General features: G+C 66.4%; 17 protein-coding genes. 9 read left to right on the top strand and 8 right to left on the bottom strand.

Annotated elements, in window-relative coordinates:
* Nucleotides 1-54 precede the first annotated feature (54 nt).
* On the top strand, nt 55-1,239 hold the full coding sequence (gene rlmN, locus SPDO_RS15040) for a dual-specificity RNA methyltransferase RlmN (protein WP_483881769.1): 1,185 nt from the start codon (nt 55-57) through the stop codon (nt 1,237-1,239).
* A 75-nt stretch (nt 1,240-1,314) separates the two neighbouring features.
* On the opposite strand, the gene SPDO_RS15045 is transcribed toward rlmN, so the two are convergent.
* The gene (locus SPDO_RS15045; RefSeq protein WP_088368339.1) at nt 1,315-3,609 is read right to left on the bottom strand and encodes a CDC48 family AAA ATPase; all 2,295 of its coding nucleotides are present in this window, start codon (nt 3,607-3,609) and stop codon (nt 1,315-1,317) included.
* Between the two features lie 106 nt (nt 3,610-3,715).
* Between SPDO_RS15045 and SPDO_RS15050 the strand changes: the two genes are divergently transcribed.
* Nucleotides 3,716-4,771 (top strand): hypothetical protein, encoded by a 1,056-nt coding sequence (locus SPDO_RS15050; RefSeq protein ID WP_088368340.1) that lies wholly within the window; start codon nt 3,716-3,718, stop codon nt 4,769-4,771.
* A 195-nt stretch (nt 4,772-4,966) separates the two neighbouring features.
* Nucleotides 4,967-5,857, top strand: coding sequence for a LysR substrate-binding domain-containing protein (locus SPDO_RS15055; RefSeq protein ID WP_088368364.1), 891 nt, complete (start codon nt 4,967-4,969; stop codon nt 5,855-5,857).
* An 80-nt stretch (nt 5,858-5,937) separates the two neighbouring features.
* On the opposite strand, the gene SPDO_RS15060 is transcribed toward SPDO_RS15055, so the two are convergent.
* A complete protein-coding gene (locus tag SPDO_RS15060; RefSeq protein WP_088368341.1) occupies nt 5,938-6,393 on the bottom strand; it encodes a peptidylprolyl isomerase in 456 nt (151 codons plus the stop codon).
* 138 nt (nt 6,394-6,531) lie between these two features.
* Here SPDO_RS15060 and mgtE point away from each other — a divergent pair, with 138 nt between their 5' ends.
* Complete coding sequence (gene mgtE / locus SPDO_RS15065) at nt 6,532-7,941, top strand: magnesium transporter (protein WP_088368342.1); 1,410 nt, start codon at nt 6,532-6,534, stop codon at nt 7,939-7,941.
* 22 nt (nt 7,942-7,963) lie between these two features.
* On the top strand, nt 7,964-8,383 hold the full coding sequence (locus tag SPDO_RS15070; RefSeq protein WP_088368343.1) for a DUF1489 family protein: 420 nt from the start codon (nt 7,964-7,966) through the stop codon (nt 8,381-8,383).
* Here SPDO_RS15070 and SPDO_RS15075 read toward each other — a convergent pair.
* Nucleotides 8,380-8,742 carry a response regulator gene (locus SPDO_RS15075; RefSeq protein ID WP_088368344.1) on the bottom strand — a complete coding sequence of 121 codons (363 nt, stop codon included), beginning with the start codon at nt 8,740-8,742 and terminating at the stop codon, nt 8,380-8,382. The genes SPDO_RS15070 and SPDO_RS15075 overlap by 4 nt on opposite strands.
* Nucleotides 8,743-8,779: 37 nt before the next feature.
* Between SPDO_RS15075 and SPDO_RS15080 the strand changes: the two genes are divergently transcribed.
* The 4 genes from SPDO_RS15080 to SPDO_RS15095 all read left to right on the top strand — a co-directional run bounded on the left by SPDO_RS15080 (nt 8,780) and on the right by SPDO_RS15095 (nt 11,476).
* The gene (locus SPDO_RS15080; protein WP_088368345.1) at nt 8,780-9,055 is read left to right on the top strand and encodes a DUF3572 domain-containing protein; all 276 of its coding nucleotides are present in this window, start codon (nt 8,780-8,782) and stop codon (nt 9,053-9,055) included.
* On the top strand, nt 9,052-9,693 hold the full coding sequence (locus SPDO_RS15085; protein ID WP_088368346.1) for a hypothetical protein: 642 nt from the start codon (nt 9,052-9,054) through the stop codon (nt 9,691-9,693). The genes SPDO_RS15080 and SPDO_RS15085 overlap by 4 nt, the downstream gene beginning before the upstream one ends.
* Before the next feature lie 33 nt (nt 9,694-9,726).
* Entirely contained in the window at nt 9,727-10,194 is a 468-nt protein-coding gene (locus SPDO_RS15090) for a RidA family protein (protein WP_088368347.1), read from the top strand.
* A gap of 154 nt (nt 10,195-10,348) precedes the next feature.
* Nucleotides 10,349-11,476: a GNAT family N-acetyltransferase gene (locus SPDO_RS15095; protein ID WP_088368348.1), complete on the top strand. Its 1,128-nt coding sequence runs from the start codon at nt 10,349-10,351 to the stop codon at nt 11,474-11,476.
* 2 nt (nt 11,477-11,478) lie between these two features.
* On the opposite strand, the gene SPDO_RS15100 is transcribed toward SPDO_RS15095, so the two are convergent.
* The 5 genes from SPDO_RS15100 to SPDO_RS15120 form a co-directional block, all read right to left on the bottom strand.
* Nucleotides 11,479-12,252 carry a DUF2490 domain-containing protein gene (locus tag SPDO_RS15100; protein ID WP_158212214.1) on the bottom strand — a complete coding sequence of 258 codons (774 nt, stop codon included), beginning with the start codon at nt 12,250-12,252 and terminating at the stop codon, nt 11,479-11,481.
* 109 nt (nt 12,253-12,361) lie between these two features.
* On the bottom strand, nt 12,362-14,032 hold the full coding sequence (locus SPDO_RS15105) for a hypothetical protein (RefSeq protein WP_088368350.1): 1,671 nt from the start codon (nt 14,030-14,032) through the stop codon (nt 12,362-12,364).
* Nucleotides 14,033-14,041: 9 nt separating this feature from the next.
* Nucleotides 14,042-15,874, bottom strand: coding sequence for a hypothetical protein (locus SPDO_RS15110; protein ID WP_088368351.1), 1,833 nt, complete (start codon nt 15,872-15,874; stop codon nt 14,042-14,044).
* Nucleotides 15,875-15,947: 73 nt separating this feature from the next.
* The gene (locus tag SPDO_RS15115; RefSeq protein ID WP_088368352.1) at nt 15,948-17,462 is read right to left on the bottom strand and encodes an NAD(P)/FAD-dependent oxidoreductase; all 1,515 of its coding nucleotides are present in this window, start codon (nt 17,460-17,462) and stop codon (nt 15,948-15,950) included.
* A 96-nt stretch (nt 17,463-17,558) separates the two neighbouring features.
* Nucleotides 17,559-19,188 (bottom strand): L,D-transpeptidase family protein (locus SPDO_RS15120; RefSeq protein WP_342746686.1); only part of this gene is annotated, 1,630 nt, incomplete at its 5' end.

Genomic DNA, 19,188 nt, shown 5'->3' on the forward strand with positions numbered 1-19,188 from the left:
AAGGCCGCGATTTTTCGCTATATAGGGTCCATGCAAACAGTGTCGGCCGCGCCCATGCCCATCCCGGGGCACATCGATCCCGTGCCCGTAACCCGCGCCATCACCCCGCGCGCGGACGGCCGCGTCGACCTCGTCGGCCTGTCGAAGGCCGAGCTGCGCGAGGCGCTCGCCACCGCCGGCCTGGAGCCAAAGCAGGCCAAATTGCGCGCCAAGCAGATCTGGCACTGGATCTACAATCGCGGCGCCACCGAGTTTTCGGTGATGACCGACATCGCCAAGGCACAGCACCCCTGGCTCACCGAACGCTTCGTCATCGGCCGCCCGCAGGTGGTCGAGGCGCAGGTCTCCGCGGACGGCACGCGCAAATGGCTGCTCCGCTCGGATGACGGCCAAGACTTTGAAATGGTGTTCATTCCGGACGCTGACCGCGGCACCCTGTGCGTGTCGAGCCAGGTCGGCTGCACGCTCAACTGCACCTTCTGCCACACCGGCACGATGCGGCTGGTGCGCAACCTGACGGCGGGCGAAATCGTCGGCCAGGTCATGCTGGCACGCGATGGCCTCGGCGAATGGCCAAGCCAGCCCGAAGGCCGCATGCTCACCAACATCGTGATGATGGGCATGGGCGAGCCGTTGTACAATTTCGACAACGTCCGCGACGCACTCTCGGTTGTGATGGACGGCGACGGCCTCGCACTGTCGAAGCGTCGCATCACCCTCTCCACCTCCGGCGTGGTGCCGATGATGGAGCGCGCCGGTGCTGAAATCGGCGTCAATCTCGCCGTATCGCTGCACGCCGTAACCAAGGAAGTGCGCGACGAAATCGTCCCGCTCAACCGCAAATACGGCATCGAGGAACTGCTCCAGGCGTGCGCCGATTATCCCGGCGCCAACAACGCCCGCCGCATCACGTTCGAATATGTGATGCTCAAGGACAAGAACGATTCGGACGAGGACGCGCGCGAGCTCGTCCGGCTCCTCCGGCACTACAAGCTGCCGGCCAAGGTGAACCTCATTCCCTTCAATCCCTGGCCGGGCGCCGCCTACGAATGCTCGACGCCGGAACGCATCCGCTCCTTTTCGAACATCATCTTTGAAGGCGGCATCTCGGCCCCGGTCCGCACCCCGCGCGGCCGTGACATTGACGCGGCCTGCGGCCAGCTGAAAACCGCCGCCGAGCGCAAGAGCCGCGCCGAGATGGACCGCGAGGCCGAGGCCAAGATGGCAGCGCTCGGCTAACAGCTAGCCGGCGCCCGGGCACCTCAGTTCGGACGTGATGACAGGGGAGAGCCGACGCTCTCCCCTTTTTGTTGTTCATCCACCCTTCTGCGCGTCACGCGGTGTCAGCTGACCCGGCGAGATGAAGCCGATCGGCTGGATCGAGGCTGCATCCTGCTTCAGCTTGGCCGCGATCTGCTTGTAATCACGCTCCATCTCGTCGGTCACGCTCGCGCGCGATTCCTCCAGCGCCGCCTCGAAATGCGCCATCGTCACCTCCTGCGCACCCAGCGACTTGCGCAGCGCGATCAGGCCGGCCCGCCGCACCACATCGCCCAGATCGGCGCCGGTGAACCGCTCGGTCCGCCGCGCCACCAGATCCAGATCGACATCGTCGGCCAGCGGCATCTTCGCCGTCTGAATGCCAAGGATCCGCCGTCGTCCCGGCTCATCCGGCACGCCGACATAGATCAGCTCGTCGAACCGCCCCGGCCGCAGCAGCGCCGGATCGATCAGGTTCGGCCGGTTGGTCGCCCCGATCACGACGACGGATTGCAATTCCTCCAACCCGTCCATCTCGGCGAGAATGGTGTTCACCACACGCTCGGTCACCTGCGGCTCGCCCAGACCGCCGCCACGCGCCGGCACCAGCGAATCGAGCTCGTCGATGAAGATCACCGTCGGCGCGACTTGCCGCGCGCGGGCGAACAGCCGGGTAATCTGCTGCTCGCTTTCACCATACCATTTGCTGAGCAGATCGCTTGACTTGGTGGCGATGAAATTCGCCTCCGCCTCGCGTGCCACGGCCTTCGCCAGCAGCGTCTTGCCGGTGCCCGGCGGACCATAGAGCAGGAAGCCCTTGGCCGGCCGGATCCCTATGCGGCGAAAGGCATCCGGGTCCTTCAGCGGCAGCTCGACGCCTTCCTTCAGGCGCATCTGCGCATCGTCCAACCCGCCGACATCCTCCCAGCGGACGGTCGGCGCCTGCACCATCACTTCGCGCATCGCGCTCGGCTGGACGCGCTTCAGCGCCTCCATGAAGTCCTCGCGCGTCACCGCCAGCGTGTCGAGCACCTCGGGCGGAATCGTCCGCTCCTCCAGGTTCAGCCGCGGCATGATCCGCCGCACCGCCTCGATCGCCGCTTCGCGGGTCAGCGCCGCAAGGTCCGCACCGACGAAGCCGAAGGTGGTGCGCGCCAGCTCGTTCAGGTCGACCTTGTCGCCCAGCGGCATGCCGCGCGTGTGAATGCCCAGGATTTCGCGCCGCCCGCGCTCGTCCGGCACGCCGACCACGATCTCGCGGTCGAACCGGCCCGGCCGCCGCAGCGCTTCGTCGATCGCTTCCGGTCGGTTGGTGGCGGCGATGACGACCAGGTTCGCCCGCGCCTCCAGCCCGTCCATCAGCGTCAAGAGCTGCGCGACGACACGCTTCTCCGCCTCGCCCGAAACTTGTCCGCGCTTTGGCGCGATGGAGTCGATCTCGTCGATGAAGACGATGGAGGGCGCGGATTTGGACGCTTCCTCGAACACCTGCCGCAGCCGGCCTTCACTCTCGCCATAGGCCGACCCCATGATCTCGGGGCCGTTAATGAGGAAGAATTGCGCGTCGCTCTCGTTGGCGACGGCGCGCGCCAGCCGGGTCTTGCCAGTGCCGGGCGGGCCGTGGAGCAGCACGCCCTTGGGCGGATCGACGCCCAGCCGCTGGAACAATTCGGGGTAGCGCAGCGGCAGCTCCACCATCTCACGCAGCTGGTCGATCGTCGTCGCCATACCGCCGATATCGTCATAGGTGACGTCGGCCCGCCGCGCCTCGCTCGGCTCCTCATATTCGGGCCGCAGCTCAACCTCGGTATTCTCGTCGATGTGGACGATGCCCTTGGGCGCCGCGGACACGACGACCAGACGGATCTCCTGCAGCGCATAGGCCGGTGCATTGACGAACTGCTGCATCCCCGGCGGCATGTTCGCCACCCGCTGATGCCCCGCGGTCGCTACCACGTCGCCTTGCGCCAGCGGCCGGCCGATAAAGGTGCGCTTCAGCGCAACCGTCGATCCTTGCAAGCGCAGGTTCTGCGCGGCCGGGGCGAAGACCACGCGCGTCGCCGGCTTCGATTCCGCCCGCCGCACCTCGACGAAGTCGCCCGAGCCGACCCCGGCATTGGCGCGCTGCAGGCCATCGATGCGCACCAGCGCGAGCCCCTCGTCCTCGGAATACGGGCCGACCGCGCGCGCCGGCGTCGACTTCTTCCCCACGATTTCGATCACGTCGCCTTCGGTCACGCCCAGCGATGCCATGAACGCCCGCGGCAAATGCGCAATGCCGCGCCCGCTATCCTCGGGCCTTGCGTTGGCAACCTGTAATTTGGTCGCCGGTGTATCGCTATCGGCCAACACGCTTCTCCTTCGGTATTCGCATCCGCTAAGATAGATACGCACGACGGCGATTTGAGTGGCCGACGGCTCAGCAGTATTTCGGCACGGGAAAGGAAAGGGTGCAATGCTGTCCGCACAGGAGGTCCGGGCCGGCTGGCAGGCGTTCCTCGGCCGCCTTCCCAATGACGAGATGCTCCACGGGCACATGCAATGCGAAAACCGCGCGCAGCTCGTCGCGCGGCTCAGCCGGTCGGACGAGTTCCAGAAGCGCGTGTCGTTGGGGTATACGTCCCTGCTCGATGCGGTTGTCGGCTTCGATCGCGTCACCGCGCGGGGAGAGGCGATACATGCATTCACCGTCCCCACCGCCCTTTCGCGAAGCCCCGATCCGATCCGTCGCTGCCTGATCGTCGGCGCCTGCCTGCTGCAAGCCTGGCCCGACGAGATCGCGCTGGACGACGGGCTCGCCCAGGTCGATTTCGTTCTTATCTCGCACGGTGGCGAGATCGCCCGTCAGGCACCGCTGCCGCTCGACCGCTACGATTGCGCGATCCTCCAGGTGCCCTTGCGAATGGTGCTCCACGATCGCGAGCTGTTCGCGTGCAGCTATGCGGACCTCGCAAGCTATGACGAAGCGTTCGCTCGGTGCGTCGACCGGATGCAGACCGCGCTAACGTTGCAGTTGGAGCAGCTTGCCGGCCGACCGGTCTTTGTCCTGAACTACATGGCGCCGATGCAGTCCACGCTGGGGCGCCTTCTGCCGCGGTACGATCTGCGCAATCCCACCTTCTTTATCGAGGAACTCAACCGGGCGCTTGCCGGCATGATCGCGCAGCACGACAACGTTCATCTGCTCGACATCGATCACCTGTCCGCCACGATCGGCCGCCGCCTGATCCAGGACGATCCGTTCGCGATCACCACCCATGGCTCGCTCGTCGGTGATTACGATTTCGGCGTTGATCGCAACCGGCTGGAACCCAGCGTGCCGCATGCGGGCAAAAACTCTCTCAGCGCACGGCTGGAGGAGACACCGCGGAACAATCCATGCCGGTCGGTCTTTGCAGACGCCGGCTGGCAATCTGCCGGCACCGTCTGGCATTCCCGCGGCCCGATGATGAGCCCAGACCATGTTGCGTTGACGCTGGCGCCCTCGGCACCGGCCAGGCTGAACGCATAAAAAAAGGGCCGGCCCGAAGGCCAGCCCATGAAAGTTTTTAGGAGAGGATGCCTGAAAGGCCCGCTCTATGTGTCTCGCTCGCGCTTATTGTGCAAGTGCGAAGAAATACGTAGTGAGTGCAAAACTTGCATGCGTGCTTGCCGGAAAGTGCCGCTGCCCGCATGATGGCGTTTGATCTCGAACGATGGATTGACGATGCGCAGGCTCCCCCCGCTTACCGCGATCGAGGCGTTTGTCGCCGTCGCGCGCATGGGGTCGGTGAAGCTGGCGGCAGAGGAGCTCGCCCTGTCCGCACCGGCGCTCAGCCGGCGCCTGCAAACGCTGGAGCGTTTCCTCGGGCGATCATTGTTCGACCGCCGCCACCAGGCCATGGTGCTGAATGGCGACGGCGACCGTCTCCTGACGCAGATCGCGCCACTGCTCGATCAACTGTCCGATGTGGTGGAATCGATGACGAGCGCGGCGGAGGTACTGCGCCTGCGCTTGGGCGTCCTGCCGCTGTTCGCCTCTCAGCGACTGTTTCCGCGGCTGGCGCAATTGCGCGGCGCGCATCCTGAACTGCACCTCGATATCGATACCGGCGCACATGGCGTTGCACGTCTCGGCGAAGGGCTGGATGCCGTGATCGCGCTCGCCCGCGACATTGATCCGAGCCTCTACGCGCACCGGCTCGATCGCAATCGCGTCTACGTCATCGGCGCGCGGTCCCTGGTGGAGCGCGCCGATCCGATCGTCCGCCCGGAACAGCTGGCGACCCTCACCGCACTGGTGCACCGCGAAATGCCCGATACGTTCAGCGCGTGGCGTACCGCGGCGGGCCTTCACGACATCGAGCCGCTGGCCATCGACCATTTCGATTCGGGCGCGTTGATGCTCGAGGCGGCGGCGCAGGGCCTCGGCGTCGCGTTCATGCACGAAAGCCATTTTCAGGACGCGGCCGACCCGCGGCTGGTGCGGCTGTTCGATATCGAGGTGGTCAGCCCGTACAGCTACTGGTTCGTCTGCCGTCCCCGCGCGCTTCAGATGCGGCAGGTCCGCATTTTCAAGGACTGGCTGATCAGGACGCTGGGCACCGAACCAGCCTGACAGCGGCAGCCAAGCCGGCAGCGGCGATCGGCACGATGCCGGATCGCCGCTGCCAGATTGGGCAATTCCGTCGTCGCGGCTCAGGAAGCGCGCATCTTGGTGATCTTGCCCGGCTCGCGCGGCGGCTCGCCCTTGGGCAGCGCGTCGATCAGGTCCATGCCGTCGGTCACTTCGCCCCACACGGTATACTGGCCGTCGAGGAAGCGTGCGTCGTCGAAGCAGATGAAGAACTGCGAATTAGCGCTGTTCGGATCGTTGGTCCGCGCCATCGAGCAGACGCCGCGCACGTGCGGCTCCTTGGAGAACTCCTGCTTCAGGTTCGGCTTGTCGGAGCCGTGCATGCCGGTGCCGGTCGGATCGCCGCCCTGCGCCATGAAGCCCGGGATAACACGGTGGAACACAACGCCGTCGTAGAAGCCGTCGTTGGCCAGCTCGGCAATGCGCTTCACGTGCTCGGGCGCCAGATCGGGGCGCAGCTTGATCGTGACGTCGCCGCCATCCAGCGTCATCACCAGCGTGCTATAAGTATCGGCCATACCAGGCTCCTTCCGGGGTCATCGGGAATGCGGCGCCCTACGCGCGCCACCGCATGAACGCAAATCGCCGCGGTTGGCACCGCCCCCCGGTGCCGCTAGAGGCGCGACACGAACAGGCAGCCGACCGGGAGGCGGGCGATGAGCGATACCGAACTCCGCGGCGACGATCGCATCGAGGATGGCGAGCGCCAGCTCGACGAGGACGACCGGCTGAAGCCCGAGTTCGTCGATGCGGTGCTGGAGGCGGTTGACGCTGGCGACACCGACGAGGCCAAGCGCCTCGTCGAGCCGCTCCATCCCGCCGACATTGCCGACCTGTTCGAACTGACGCCGGAGGACCGACGCGCGCCGCTCGCCGCTGCCGTCGCCGGCCTGCTCGACGGCGACGTGTTCGCCGAAATGAACGATTACGTCCGCGAACAGCTGATCGACGCGCTCGACGCGCGGCAGGTCGCGGACATCGCCTCCGAACTCGATACCGACGACGCCGTCGCGATCATCGAGGACATGGACGCCGAGGACCAGCGCGAGGTGCTCCGCGCGATGGAGCCCGACGATCGCGCCGCGATCGAGGAGGCGCTGAGCTACCCCGAGGAATCCGCCGGCCGCCTGATGCAGCGCGAGCTGATCGCGGTGCCCGAACATTGGACTGTCGGCGACACGATCGATTACCTGCGCGGTCATGAGGAACTGACCACCGATTTCTGGGAAGTGTTCGTGGTCGATCCCGCGCACCGCCCGGTCGGCACCTGCGCCCTTTCCTGGCTGCTGCGCACGCCGCGCGCCGTGTCGATGTCGGACGTCATGCAGCGCGAGCAGACGCTGATCCCGGTCGACATGGATCAGGAGGAAGTGTCGCTGCGCTTCCAGAAATACGCGCTCATCTCTGCCGCGGTGATCGACGGATCGGGCCGGCTGGTCGGCATGATCACCGTCGACGACATCGTGCACATCATTCAGGAAGAAGCCGGAGAGGACGCGCTGTTGCTCTCCGGCGCCGGCGAAGGCGATATCAACGAGCCGGTGCTGGACAGCTACAAGGCGCGCGTGCGCTGGCTGATCGCGAACCTCTTCACCGCGCTCCTCGCCTCCTTCATCATCTCGCGATTCGAAGGCACGATCCAGCGCATGGTCGCGCTCGCCACGCTGATGCCGATCGTCGCCGGGGTCGGCGGCAATGCCGGCACGCAGACGCTCGCCGTCACCGTGCGCGCCATGGCGACGAACCAGCTGACGCAGTCGAACACGGCGCGTGCGATCCGGCGTGAGATCCACGTCGCCTTGTTGAACGGCATGACGATTGCGCTGGTCATCGGCACCGGCGTCGGTTTCATCTTCGCCAATCCCATGCTCGGCGGTGTGATCGCGGCGGCGATGATGACCAACATCCTGGTCGCGGGTCTCGCCGGCGTGCTCGTGCCAGTGGTGCTGGAACGATTGAAGGCGGATCCGGCCGTATCGTCATCGGTGTTCGTCACGATGACGACCGATTCGATCGGCTTTCTCGCCTTCCTCGGTCTTGCGACCGCCTCTGGCCTCGTCGGCTGAGGCTCCCCACATGGCGGCGTACATGCCGCCTGAAACCGATCCCCTCCACATCACCAAGGTCGCCTTTGGGCACACCAACGTCGAACATCTCGCGCAGCGTCTGCGCGAGCGCGGCGAGGAAGGGCCACTGTTCCTGACGACGCGCTACCTGCCGAAGCGACATGAGGAGATCGTCGGCCGCGGCTCCTTGTTTTGGATCATCAAGCATCAGCTGGTCGCCCGCTCGCCGATCCTGTCGTTTGGTGAGGCGGAGGGCGGCCGCGTCGCGATCTTTATCGATCCCAAGGTCCGGCTGGTCGCCGCCCGGCCCAAGCGCGCGCATCAGGGCTGGCGCTATCTGGAACATGCCGACGCGCCCACCGATCTTGGCGGCGACGGCACCGGCATGGCGGAACTGCCACCGGCCCTGCTCGGGAAACTGGCCGAGCTCGGGCTCGTTTAGGTCAGCGTGCCGACCACTTCCATGAACCGCGCAAGGCTGATCGGCTTTGACACATAGGCTTCCGCTCCCGCGCCGCGGATCCGCTCCTCGTCATCGCGTCCGGCATAGGCCGTCACCGCCATTACGGGGATCGCCCGCAGGTCCTCGTCCGCCTTCAGCTCCAGGATCAGCTCATAGCCCGTCACATGCGGCATCTGGACGTCCATGATGATCAGGTCCGGCGCGAATTCCCGCGTGCGCGCCACCGCTTCGCGCCCGTCGCGCACCGGCTCGGCGACAAATTCATGCGCGCGCAGCAGGTCGCAGAACAGCTTCAGGTTCAGTTCGTTGTCCTCGACAACGAGCACCTTCTTTGCCACGCGCGTCTTTCCCCCGGTTCGCAGGCGAAGATAGGCAATGAAACAAGGCGTTTCAAACGAAGAACCGGCTGACGCGATCGCGCTTCAGGCGCTTGCCTGGACGCTCTCCGATCCCGATCGCGCCGCGCGCCTCCTCTCGCTGACCGGTCTTGACCCGGACGATCTGCGCTCGCGCCTTGCTGATCCGTCGGTGCTGGCCGCCTGCCTCCAGTTTCTCGAGGCGCACGAGCCAGACCTTATCGCCTGTTCCGAGGCGCTCGATATTTCGCCAGAGGCGCTGGTCCGCGCCCGCCACCGTTTGGAGTCGCTATGACCGATACCGCCGCGCGCCCCCTGCTCATTTCCGATTGCGACGAGGTGCTGCTGCACATGGTGCGCCACTTCGGCACCTGGCTGGGCGAAGCGCACGCCGTGGATTTCGAGCCGAAGAGTTGGGAATTGGGCCGCAACATGCGCCGCCGCGCCGATGGCAGCGTGCCCACGCGTGAGGAGATGATGGGCTTCCTCGACGGCTTCTTCCCGGGCGAGATGCACCGCCAGACGCTGGTGCCGCACGCCGGCGAGGCGCTGGCGAAGATCGCCGAGGTCGCCGACATCGTGATCCTGACGAACCTGCAGGACCAATGCCGCACGCACCGCATGGACCAGCTCGCCGCCTTCGGCATCGAACATCGCGTGGAATGCAATCAGGGGCCGAAGGGCGGTCCCGTCGCCGCGCTGGTTGCCGAGCACGGAAACCCCGTCACCGTCTTCATCGACGATCTGCCGATGCACCACCAATCGGTTGCGGAGCATGCGCCGGGCGTCCACCGGCTACACATGGTGGCCGAGCCGACGCTCGCTCCCGGCGTGCCCCCTGCGCCCGCCGCGCATGCCCGCATCGATACCTGGCCGGAGGCGCTGGCGTGGATCACCGATCGCTTCGCCGCGGGCCAGCCGGCAGAGCATTGACCCGCGCCCATCGCTGGTGTTGAACCCGGTCGCATGACTGACCGTATCGATCAAAAGCTCGCGGAGCTCGGCCTCACGCTGCCGACCGCCGCTGCCCCCGTTGCCACCTATGTTCCGGCCGTCGAGGCCGGTGGTCTTCTCCATGTCTCCGGCCAGCTGCCGTTCCGCGACGGCAAGGTCGTGACCGGCCAGCTCGGCACCGATGTCGACGTCGCCGCCGGTCAGGACGCTGCCAAGCTGTGCGCGCTGATGGTCGTGGCGCAGGCGAAGGCCGCACTCGGCGGCGACCTGTCGCGCGTCGCGCGCATCGTGAAGCTCGGCGTGTTCGTGAACTCGGCCGCCGGCTTCGGCGATCAGCCCGAAGTGGCGAACGGCGCGTCGGACCTGATGGTCGCGCTGTTCGACGACAAGGGCAAGCACGCCCGCGCCGCCGTCGGTGTCGCTGCCCTGCCGCGCAACGCCGCTGTCGAGGTCGACGCCATCATCGCGGTGACCAACTGAACTTAATCGCTGTCTCTCCGTTCGGGCTGGGCGTGCACTATTCCGATCGCCACTTCTCACCGCCGCCGCTTCCAGCAAGCGATGGCATGTGGCGATCCCCTGGCACCCGGCCCGACGGTTACCCGTTTTCTCACAAGATCATGAGCGCACGCCGATGAATGTCTCGGCGCGCATCGCTCCCGGCGTTGCAGAGATCCCGGCCGACGCCTGGGACGCCTGCGCCGGTCACGACAACCCCTTTGTCAGCCACGCCTTCCTCACCGCGCTTGAGGAATCCGGCAGCGTCGGCGGTCGCAGCGGCTGGCAGCCGGTGCCCATCATCATCGACGGCGACGATGGCGCACCGATCGCGGTCGCCCCCGCCTATGCCAAGTCGCACAGCCAGGGCGAGTATGTCTTCGATCACGCCTGGGCGGACGCCTGGGAGCGCGCCGGCGGCAATTATTACCCCAAGCTCCAGATCGCCGCCCCCTTCACGCCCGTCCCCGGCCCGCGTCTGCTGCTGCGCGACCCCAGCGCCGCCCCGGCGCTGATCGCCGCGATCGAGGCGGTGACCGACCAGCACGAGCTCTCCTCCGCCCACGCCACCTTCGTCTCGCCCGATGAGGTGCCCGCGTTCGAAGCCGCCGGCTGGCTGATCCGCGAGGGCACGCAATTCCACTGGCGCAACCACGGCTACGCCACGTTTGACGATTTCCTCGCCACCCTCGCCAGCCGCAAGCGCAAGGCGATCCGCAAGGAGCGCGCCGGCGCGGTCGAGGGGCTGCACATCCGTCACCTCACCGGCGCCGAGATTGGCGCGCGCGAATGGGACGCCTTCTGGACCTTCTACCAGGACACTGGCGCGCGCAAATGGGGCCGGCCTTATCTCACCCGCTCCTTCTTCCCGCTGCTGGGCGAGCGGATGGGCGATCGCCTGCTCCTGATCCTCGCCGAACGCGACGGTCAGCCGATCGCCGGCGCACTCAATCTTATCGGCAGCGACGCGCTCTACGGTCGCTACTGGGGCGCGACCGAGGAGGTGCCGTTCCTCCACTTCGAGCTGTGCTATTACCAGGCGATCGACGCCGCGATCGCGCGCGGGCTGACGACGGTGGAGGCTGGCGCACAGGGCGAGCACAAGCTCACCCGCGGCTACGCCCCCGTCCCCACCTGGTCGGCGCATTACATCCCGAACCCCGGCTTCCGCCGCGCCGTCGCGGACTTCCTGGTGCGCGAGCGCGCCGCCGTAGAGATGGATCAACAATTCCTCGAGCGGATGACGCCCTTCAAAAAGGGCTGACATTACCGAACCGGCTCGCGTCCTGACACGGCCTGCAATCCCGGTCCGGTCGTCGGCACCACCTTGGGCGCTCTGATCTTGGGCGACAGCTGAAACGACACGCCGACCACCGCGGCATGGTTCATGTTTGCCACCCCATTCACCCGCCGCTGGCGCTGGTTCAGATACCCAAGCTCGAACGCAGTGCTGTTCGACACGGGCAGTTGGACGCCCAGAAAGGTCCAAAGGTCGTCATAGCCCTTGCGCGCGCCCCAATCGGCATCCGTCAGGTTCCAATACAGCTCGACCGAGAACACGCCCACCGGTCCGCCGCTCTCCTTCTTGGTCAGCGGGGTCGCGAGCAGGATCTGCTGCGCCACCCGCAGGTTCCAGTCCTTGCCCGTCGACCGCTGCCGCTGCTCGAAGCGGGTCTGCGCCCGAACGCCGACCCGGCCGATCGCCGCGATGCGATAGGATGCCTGCTGAAGGAAGCGGTTCTCGTGAAGATCCTGCGGCAGCCGCGCGCCATCGATGAAGGCGTAGAGATACCCCGCCGAAAGGATCAGCGTCTCGCTTTTGCGCCATGAGATGATCGGCGGAATGAAGGTGATCGGCGCCGTCGCGGCGTTCGGCGTCGAAAACCGCGGCTGGATCTCACCCGTGAGGAAAATGTCTTCGGCGATCGGCGCGATGACCTGGATACTGCCCCAGATCTGCCCGCCGTGATTGGTATCCGCCGTTGCCGGCACCGCGAGACACGACGCCGCCGTGACGCCGATCGACAAAATTCGCTTCACAATGCACGCTCCCCCGGCCCGGTCGCGTGAACACCTGAACGACCGTGAAGTGCCGCGCCGCAACATAATGACATGCGGCGCTGCGGTAGAAGCAAAGGAAGTGCCGGATCTAAGAGCGCGGGGGCGGCGGTAGTTCCATCTGCTGCTGCCGCAATCGACGTGCGCGCAGTTCCAGGAACCAGCGCGGATACAGCTCTTCGTCACTGATCTGCGGCGTCGGCCGCGCACGGTTCACCGTCAGCAGCGCGCTTGCCCCCGTCGGCGATCGCCACACGCGATCGAGGTCGCTGGCATAGCGCGCTTCAAACGGCGGCGTGCGGATCAGCCAGACATAGTCGAACGCCTCACGCGGAAACCGCGCGATCGAAAAATCGATCGGCTTCCACCATTCGCGCGGACACCAGCCCGGCGTCACAATCTCCGACGGGTCATGCGCGAACAGGCCGGCCTTGCTGTAGCGCGCGGTGAGCAGCTGCGCGCCGGGCATCGACCATTGATCGTTGGTATAGGCGAGCTTCCGCACCAGCGCGATCGCGGGCAGATGCTCCAGCCGCGTCATCTTCCACTCGTTGCGGCAGTTCGTTCCCACGAACGACACCAGCCGCGCGCCCTTCGGCAGCTTATCCAGCGCGGCAAGCTCGGTGTCGTAGTCGCGGTCGAACAGCCAATAGCTTGCGGTCGTCCCCGCCGTCCGCGCCAGAAAGAAGCTCATGCCCAGCATCGCGACGACGCCGGCGTGTCGCACGGTCATGCCGAGCTTCGGCCGAATCGCGATCAGCGCGACCGCCACGACGAACGGCGCCAGCCGCATGTCGGCATAGGCCGAGCCGAACACGATGCGCGGCAACAGCAGGAACACTGCGGCAAGGAACAGCGCGGACAGCACCAGGTTGCGCGAATATTCGATCGCCGGATCACGCACCGCCTTGAACAGCACCAGCAGGAACACCGCAGTCGAGGCGATGTCCCAGAACTCCCAGCGATCGCGCAGGACCATCATCACCCAGGCAACCTTGGCCTGCCAGTTGAACCAGTCCGCGGTCTGGCCGGTCACGTGGTCGCCCGATCGCCAGAAGATCATCAGGATCATCGGCAGCGCCAGTGGCACGCAGCCGAGCCCGGCGCGGATCCAGCTTTGCACCCAATGGCCCGAGCCCGCGTCCTTGCGCGCATCATGCTGGCGAATCATTTCAGCGGAAAACGCCAGCACGCCCAGCACGCCCCAGCCGAATGTATGGCACAGCCACAACAGGCAGGAGAGCGGCACGAAAACGATCGCGCGCAGCCCGATGCGCCCGAGCCGAGCCATCCGCAGCCAGAGCGCAAACAGGCATAGCGCCAGCGCCATCGAGAGCGCGAAATTCACGAAACCGAACTGAAACGGATAGCTATACGCCAGCGGCAGCGCGAACATCGCGGTCGGCGGGATCCGCCCATGCACCTCGCGCGCGATCCACAGCAGCCCGGCGACGGTCAGCGCCGGAATCGTCATCACGATCAGCTTGACGCCAAGCTCCAGCCCGAACAGCTTCGCGAACGGCACCACCAGCAGATCGATGCCCAGGTTGCCGATCAGCGACCATTCGAAATTATACCATTCCGCCAGCCACGGCGCCTGATCCAGCGCGGTCAGCTGGACGCGATACCGTCCCATGTGACCCGGCAGGTCGACCAGCGGCGGGATCTCCGGCCACAGCAGCGGAACGATCGCGATCAGCGTGGCAAGTGCGACAAACGTGCGCGTCTGCCACCAACGAAGGGGTGCCCCCGATTGGTCCATCACGCCGCCTTACGGGCGCGGCGTCGGCGAGGGCAAGGGGCGAATGACGCGCCACACGCGCACCGGTCCAGCGATCGGCACCGGCCGAAGCCACGCGAACCGCTCGCCCCGCGCCAGCCGCGCCCACAATCCGGCGGGGAATTGCTCGCGGTAGATGTCCATCTCGTTCAGCCCCGGGCACACGGCGACATAGTCGGCGCCCGTGGCATAGACGATCGCCCGCGCCCGCGCCGGCGGCCCCGTGAACCCCGCGATCACCTGCGTCATCGGCTCGGGCGCGCGATGATACGGTCCGCCGATCGCCTGGTGTGCGGTGGTGGAGATCAGTTCCGGCGTCACGTCCAGCGGCGCGAAGATACGGGACGGCGGCAGCTGCGCCAGCGCTCGCATATCGCTCGCCTGTTTACAGACCGCCGTCGCGTGCGCCGCCTGCCCCTGGCCTTCGGCGGGATCCAGACGCTCCGTGATCGCCAGACCGGCCACGGCAAGAAAGCCGGGTGACGCGATGGTCAGCGCCGCCGCGGTGGCGACGATCTGCCCGGCGAGATTTCTGATCTGCCGCGCGCGGATCAGCAAGGCGAGCAGCAACGCCGACGCCCCGGGGATCGCCAGCGCGTTGGCGGTCGCGCCGGCCCGCGCAACGAACAGCGTCACCGCGCTCGCCGCGACCAACAACGCCAGCAGCATCGCCCAACGCGGCTTGTACGCCGGGTCCGCCACGCGCCACCCGATGGCGGTGGCGACCAGCCCCACGACGGGCACGCCCATTGTCGCAAACACCTGGGGGAATTGCTGTTCCCAGAGCGGCCGCCCTTCCTGCACGTGAAGATACCAGACCTGATAAGCGAGCGGCGGCAGCGTCGCGAACGGCCCTGCCAGGCATTGCGGCGCATAGAGAAGCAAGGCCGCGCCGGTCACCGCACCGGCAGCCGCAAGCGCGAGCAGCCGCATCGTCACGGTTTGCGGCGCCAGCAGCACCGCCGCCGTTGTCGCCGGCGCGGCAACACCCAGCGTCAGGAGCCAGGCCGGCGACATGGCATCGCAGGCGGGCAGGAAGAACCCCGGCCCACGCGTGGCGAGATGAAGTGCCAGCGCACCGCCGAACAGGCTCCAGATCAGCCCGAGCAGGCAAAGGCGTCGCTCCGGCTGCCAGGCCCAGGCGCCGGCGGCGACACCGGCGATGCCGGCCGCGATCGGCAGCCCCTCGATCGACACCGTCAGCAGCGCCGCCAGCGCCAGACCGGTCAGCACACCGCCGCGCGCCGTCGGCTTGCCCAGCAGGCACGCCACCGCCGCCAGGGCGAAAACCACCTGCCAACCGTGATGGTCGATCCGCAGCGGCTTCATCTGCGCCATCAGCGGCAGGTTCAGCGGGGTCAGCAGCGCCGCATAGCGCGCCGCCGCAATTCCGGCCGTGCGCTGCGTGATCCGCGCGATCAGCAGCATGGCGCAAAGCAGCGTCAGCAGCGGCACCAGCACCAGCGCCAGCCGGGTCGCGCCGGCGGCGCCCAGCAGCGGCGTGGTCATCACCATGACGGCTGCGAGCGGCAGGTCGACCAGTCGCGACCAGTGCATCGGATAGTCACCGCCGTTAAGGCGATGCTGCGCGACGTCCCACCAGCTTTGCCCGGCCAGCCAGTCCCGCACCTCAAGCAGGCGCATCGAATCGTCGGTGTCACTCAGCCGAAGCGCAACGATGTCCTTTGCGCCGATCATGACGAAGATCAGCGATGCGACCGCCCAGGCGATCAGCACCGGGCGAACGATGCCGCCTGTTGCCGCGTCCTGCGGCGGCGATTGTTCTGCACGCATGTCGGCCGTCATCACCCCAGCGTCACGCATTGTGGACCGGTCTACTCTGCTAACGAAGCTGCTGGCCGGCTCCCAGCTCAGCGCGGCCAATCAAGACCCGGAATCAGGCCGCTTTTAGCCGCTCCGGTACCGCGCGCAGGCTGCCCAGCGCCGCCTGTTCGCCCTCGTTGCCGCTCTCGTGATATTCGGCATCCTCGTTCACCGCCCAGATGTCGTACACCCGCGCCCCCGCTTCGATGTTGCGCACGGTCAACATCGCGGTCATCATCGCATGGTCCTGATTGTTATAGCGGTGCATGCCGTTGCGGCCGACACAATGCAGCGTCGGATACCGCGCCTCGATCTCCTGCCGCAGCACTTCGACATTGGCAGCATAATCCTCGTCATAGACCGGATATGCCTTCTCCTGCCGCACCACCGTCCCGCCGACAACCTGGTCGGCCCGACAAAGTCCAAGCTGCTCCATCTCCTTGGTCGCCAGCGCCACCAATTCATCATCGCTCGACGACCACAAGCCGTCACCCTCGAAGCAGAAATACTCCAGCCCGACACAGGCGAGGTCAGGATCAGGCACCATCTCTGGCGACCACGACCGGAAGTTCTGCACGCGGCCGACCTTTACTTTGGAATCATGGATGTAGATCCAATTGTCCGGAAAAAGATCAGGCGAGCGGATCATCAGCGCCACCGTCAGGAAGTCACGATACTTGAGATTCGCCGCCTCCGGCAGCGTTCGCGGCAGCGGATGCAGCCGGCTCGCCAGCTCCCGCATCGGCGCCGACGAAATGACGTGCGCGGCGCGGATCGCCACCGCATCGCCGGCCGCGTCGACGGCATTGACCGTCCATTGCTCCGTCACGTCGTTGAACGCCAGTTGCTTCAGCTTGTGGCCCATCAGTACACGGTTACCTTGGCCGATCACCAGGTCGCGCGCCGCTTCCCACATCATGCCCGGCCCAAGCCGCGGATAACGGAAGCTTTCCAGCAGCGTCTTCACCGCCATGCCGTCGTTCGGGCGCTTGTTGAGGCCCAGGCTGCGTTTCAGGCCATCGGTCACCGCACCCCATAGCGACAGCCCCTTGATCCGCTGCGCGGCCCAATCTGCGCTCATCTCGTCGCACGGCATGCCCCACACCTTCTCGGTGTAGGTCTTGAAGAAGATCGAATACAGCTTCCAGCCGAACGCATTGACCGTCCAGTCCTCGAAGCTCTTCACGCTCTTGTTCGGCAGCACCTTCGCCTTGGCGAAACTCGCCATGCAGAGAGCGGAGCGAAAGATGCCAAGGTTCCACAACGCCTCGAACGCGCGCAGCGGATAGCTGTAGAACTTGCCCTCGTAATAGATGCGGCTCATCCGCGGTCGCTCGATGAAGTCGTCGGGCAGGATCTCGTTCCAGAGATCGACCACTTCCTTTGACTTCGAGAAGAAGCGATGCCCGCCGATGTCGAAGCGATAGCCGTTATGCTCGACGGTGCGGCTGATCCCGCCGACATAGCGCGGATCCTTCTCGATCACCGTCACCGAATAGCCGGCCTTGCCCAGCAGATACGCGGCAGTGAGGCCCGCCGGGCCCGCACCGATGATCGCCACGTCTACCGCGCCCTCAACCTTCGCCATCTGTGTGCAAGCCCCATAGCAGTACAAGGCTGGCAATGGCGGAGGATGGTTGCGTTGTAGTTAACGATAGCGCGCCGGCACGCCGACGATGCAAACTCAGCGGCTGGCGAGATGCTGCAAGGCCGGGCGGTCGCGATTGTACACGTCCGCCACATACTTCACGCTCCCGCCATCCGGGCTGGCGGTAAAGTACATGAGATACACCGGCACCGGATCAGGCACCGGCACGTGCTGCTCCGGCGCCGAGCTGTCGGGCTTCAGCGGCTGGTTGAACAGCCACTGCCCGAGACGGCTCGCATCCTCCAGCCGCACGCACCCGTTGGAGAAATGCCGATCCGCCTTCGCGAACAGGCTTTTCTGCGGCGTATCATGCAGATAGATGCCAAGGTCGTTCGGGAACATGAACTTCACGGAGCCCATGGAATTGCCCTTGCCCGGCAATTCGCGCACCCGCGGCTCAACCGATCCTGCCTCGACGCCGCGCCAGTCGATCGTCGATGCCGGGATCACCTGCGCGTTCGCCGTCCAGTCGGACAAGGCCTCATACCCTTGCCGCTCCAGTGGAACGCCCGCCAGCACCTTGGGCGCGATCCGCTTGCGGACGAGATCGACCGGCACGTTCCAATAAGGGTTAAGCGTCGCATAGCGCACCATGCCGGCCATCATCGGCGTCTGCGTTTCTGGTGTGCCCGCGACGACACGCATCGTGCCCTGCACCGCGCCATTATCATAATACCACAGTCGCGCCGCCGCTGCGTCAACCACGATGTGCCGCGTCCAGGCATCCGGCAGCAGTCGCGCGCGTTCGAGGTTGAGCTGTAGCAGTTCACGGCGATCGACCGGCGGCTTGGCCTGCGCGTGGTTGAGCGCCGCAAGCGTCTTGGCACCGGCGACGCCATCCGCGGGCAAGCCACGCTGCGCCTGGAAGCGCTTCACCCGCTCGACCAGCGCCTCGTCATACAGGTCGCTCGGCGGCAGACCCAGTCGCTCGCGCAGCAGGATCACGCGCTCGCCACTTGCCCCTGGCTTCAGCAACGCGCCCGGCGGCACCGCGATTGCGGCATTGCCGCGCTCCGGCACGGCGTCACGCAGCGCCTCGCGAAGCTGCACGTACAGCGGGCTCATCCAACCTAAGTTGCGGACATATTCCAGCGTAGACTTCGCCAGCGCGGCACGGCGCAGCACCGCGTCGGGCTTCGGCCGTGTCGGCTCGAGCGATTCTTCCAGATGACGGATCTCGACACGCGGCTCGCGCATGTCGCGCACCAGTTCGGCCAGCGCACCGCTCAGCGCCACTTCGAGGTAGGCGAGCGCGCGGAGGTTGCCACCGTCGGCGTCGTCGATCAGGCGGCGAAGCCGATCCGGCGAATAGCGGTCAGGGTCAAGGCCATCGACATCGACCGTCTCGATCACATCGACAAGCGCGCGCGCCTGCGGGCCGGGCGACTCACCGACGATCCACAACGGCCAATAGCCGCGTGCGCGGTAGAAATCCTTCAGCTTGCCGCCGACTTGCTGCCGAATCGCAGACGCTACCGCATTGCCGGGCGTCGCGCTGTCAGCACTTGCTTGCGCGGCGGCGCCCCCGGCGAGGGACACCGCCGACGCAAGCAACAGGATCGGTAATGCCAGCCGGCCCGCGCGCCGGGCCGGCGCGTCAGGGCCAGCCAAGCCGATCAGCCTCGCTCGCCACGCGGCGTGGGCGGCGGCGGGGGTGGCCCTGACG

Origin of the sequence: Sphingomonas dokdonensis (assembly GCF_002197685.1) — a bacterium.
GTDB classification, from domain to species: domain Bacteria; phylum Pseudomonadota; class Alphaproteobacteria; order Sphingomonadales; family Sphingomonadaceae; genus Sphingomonas; species Sphingomonas dokdonensis.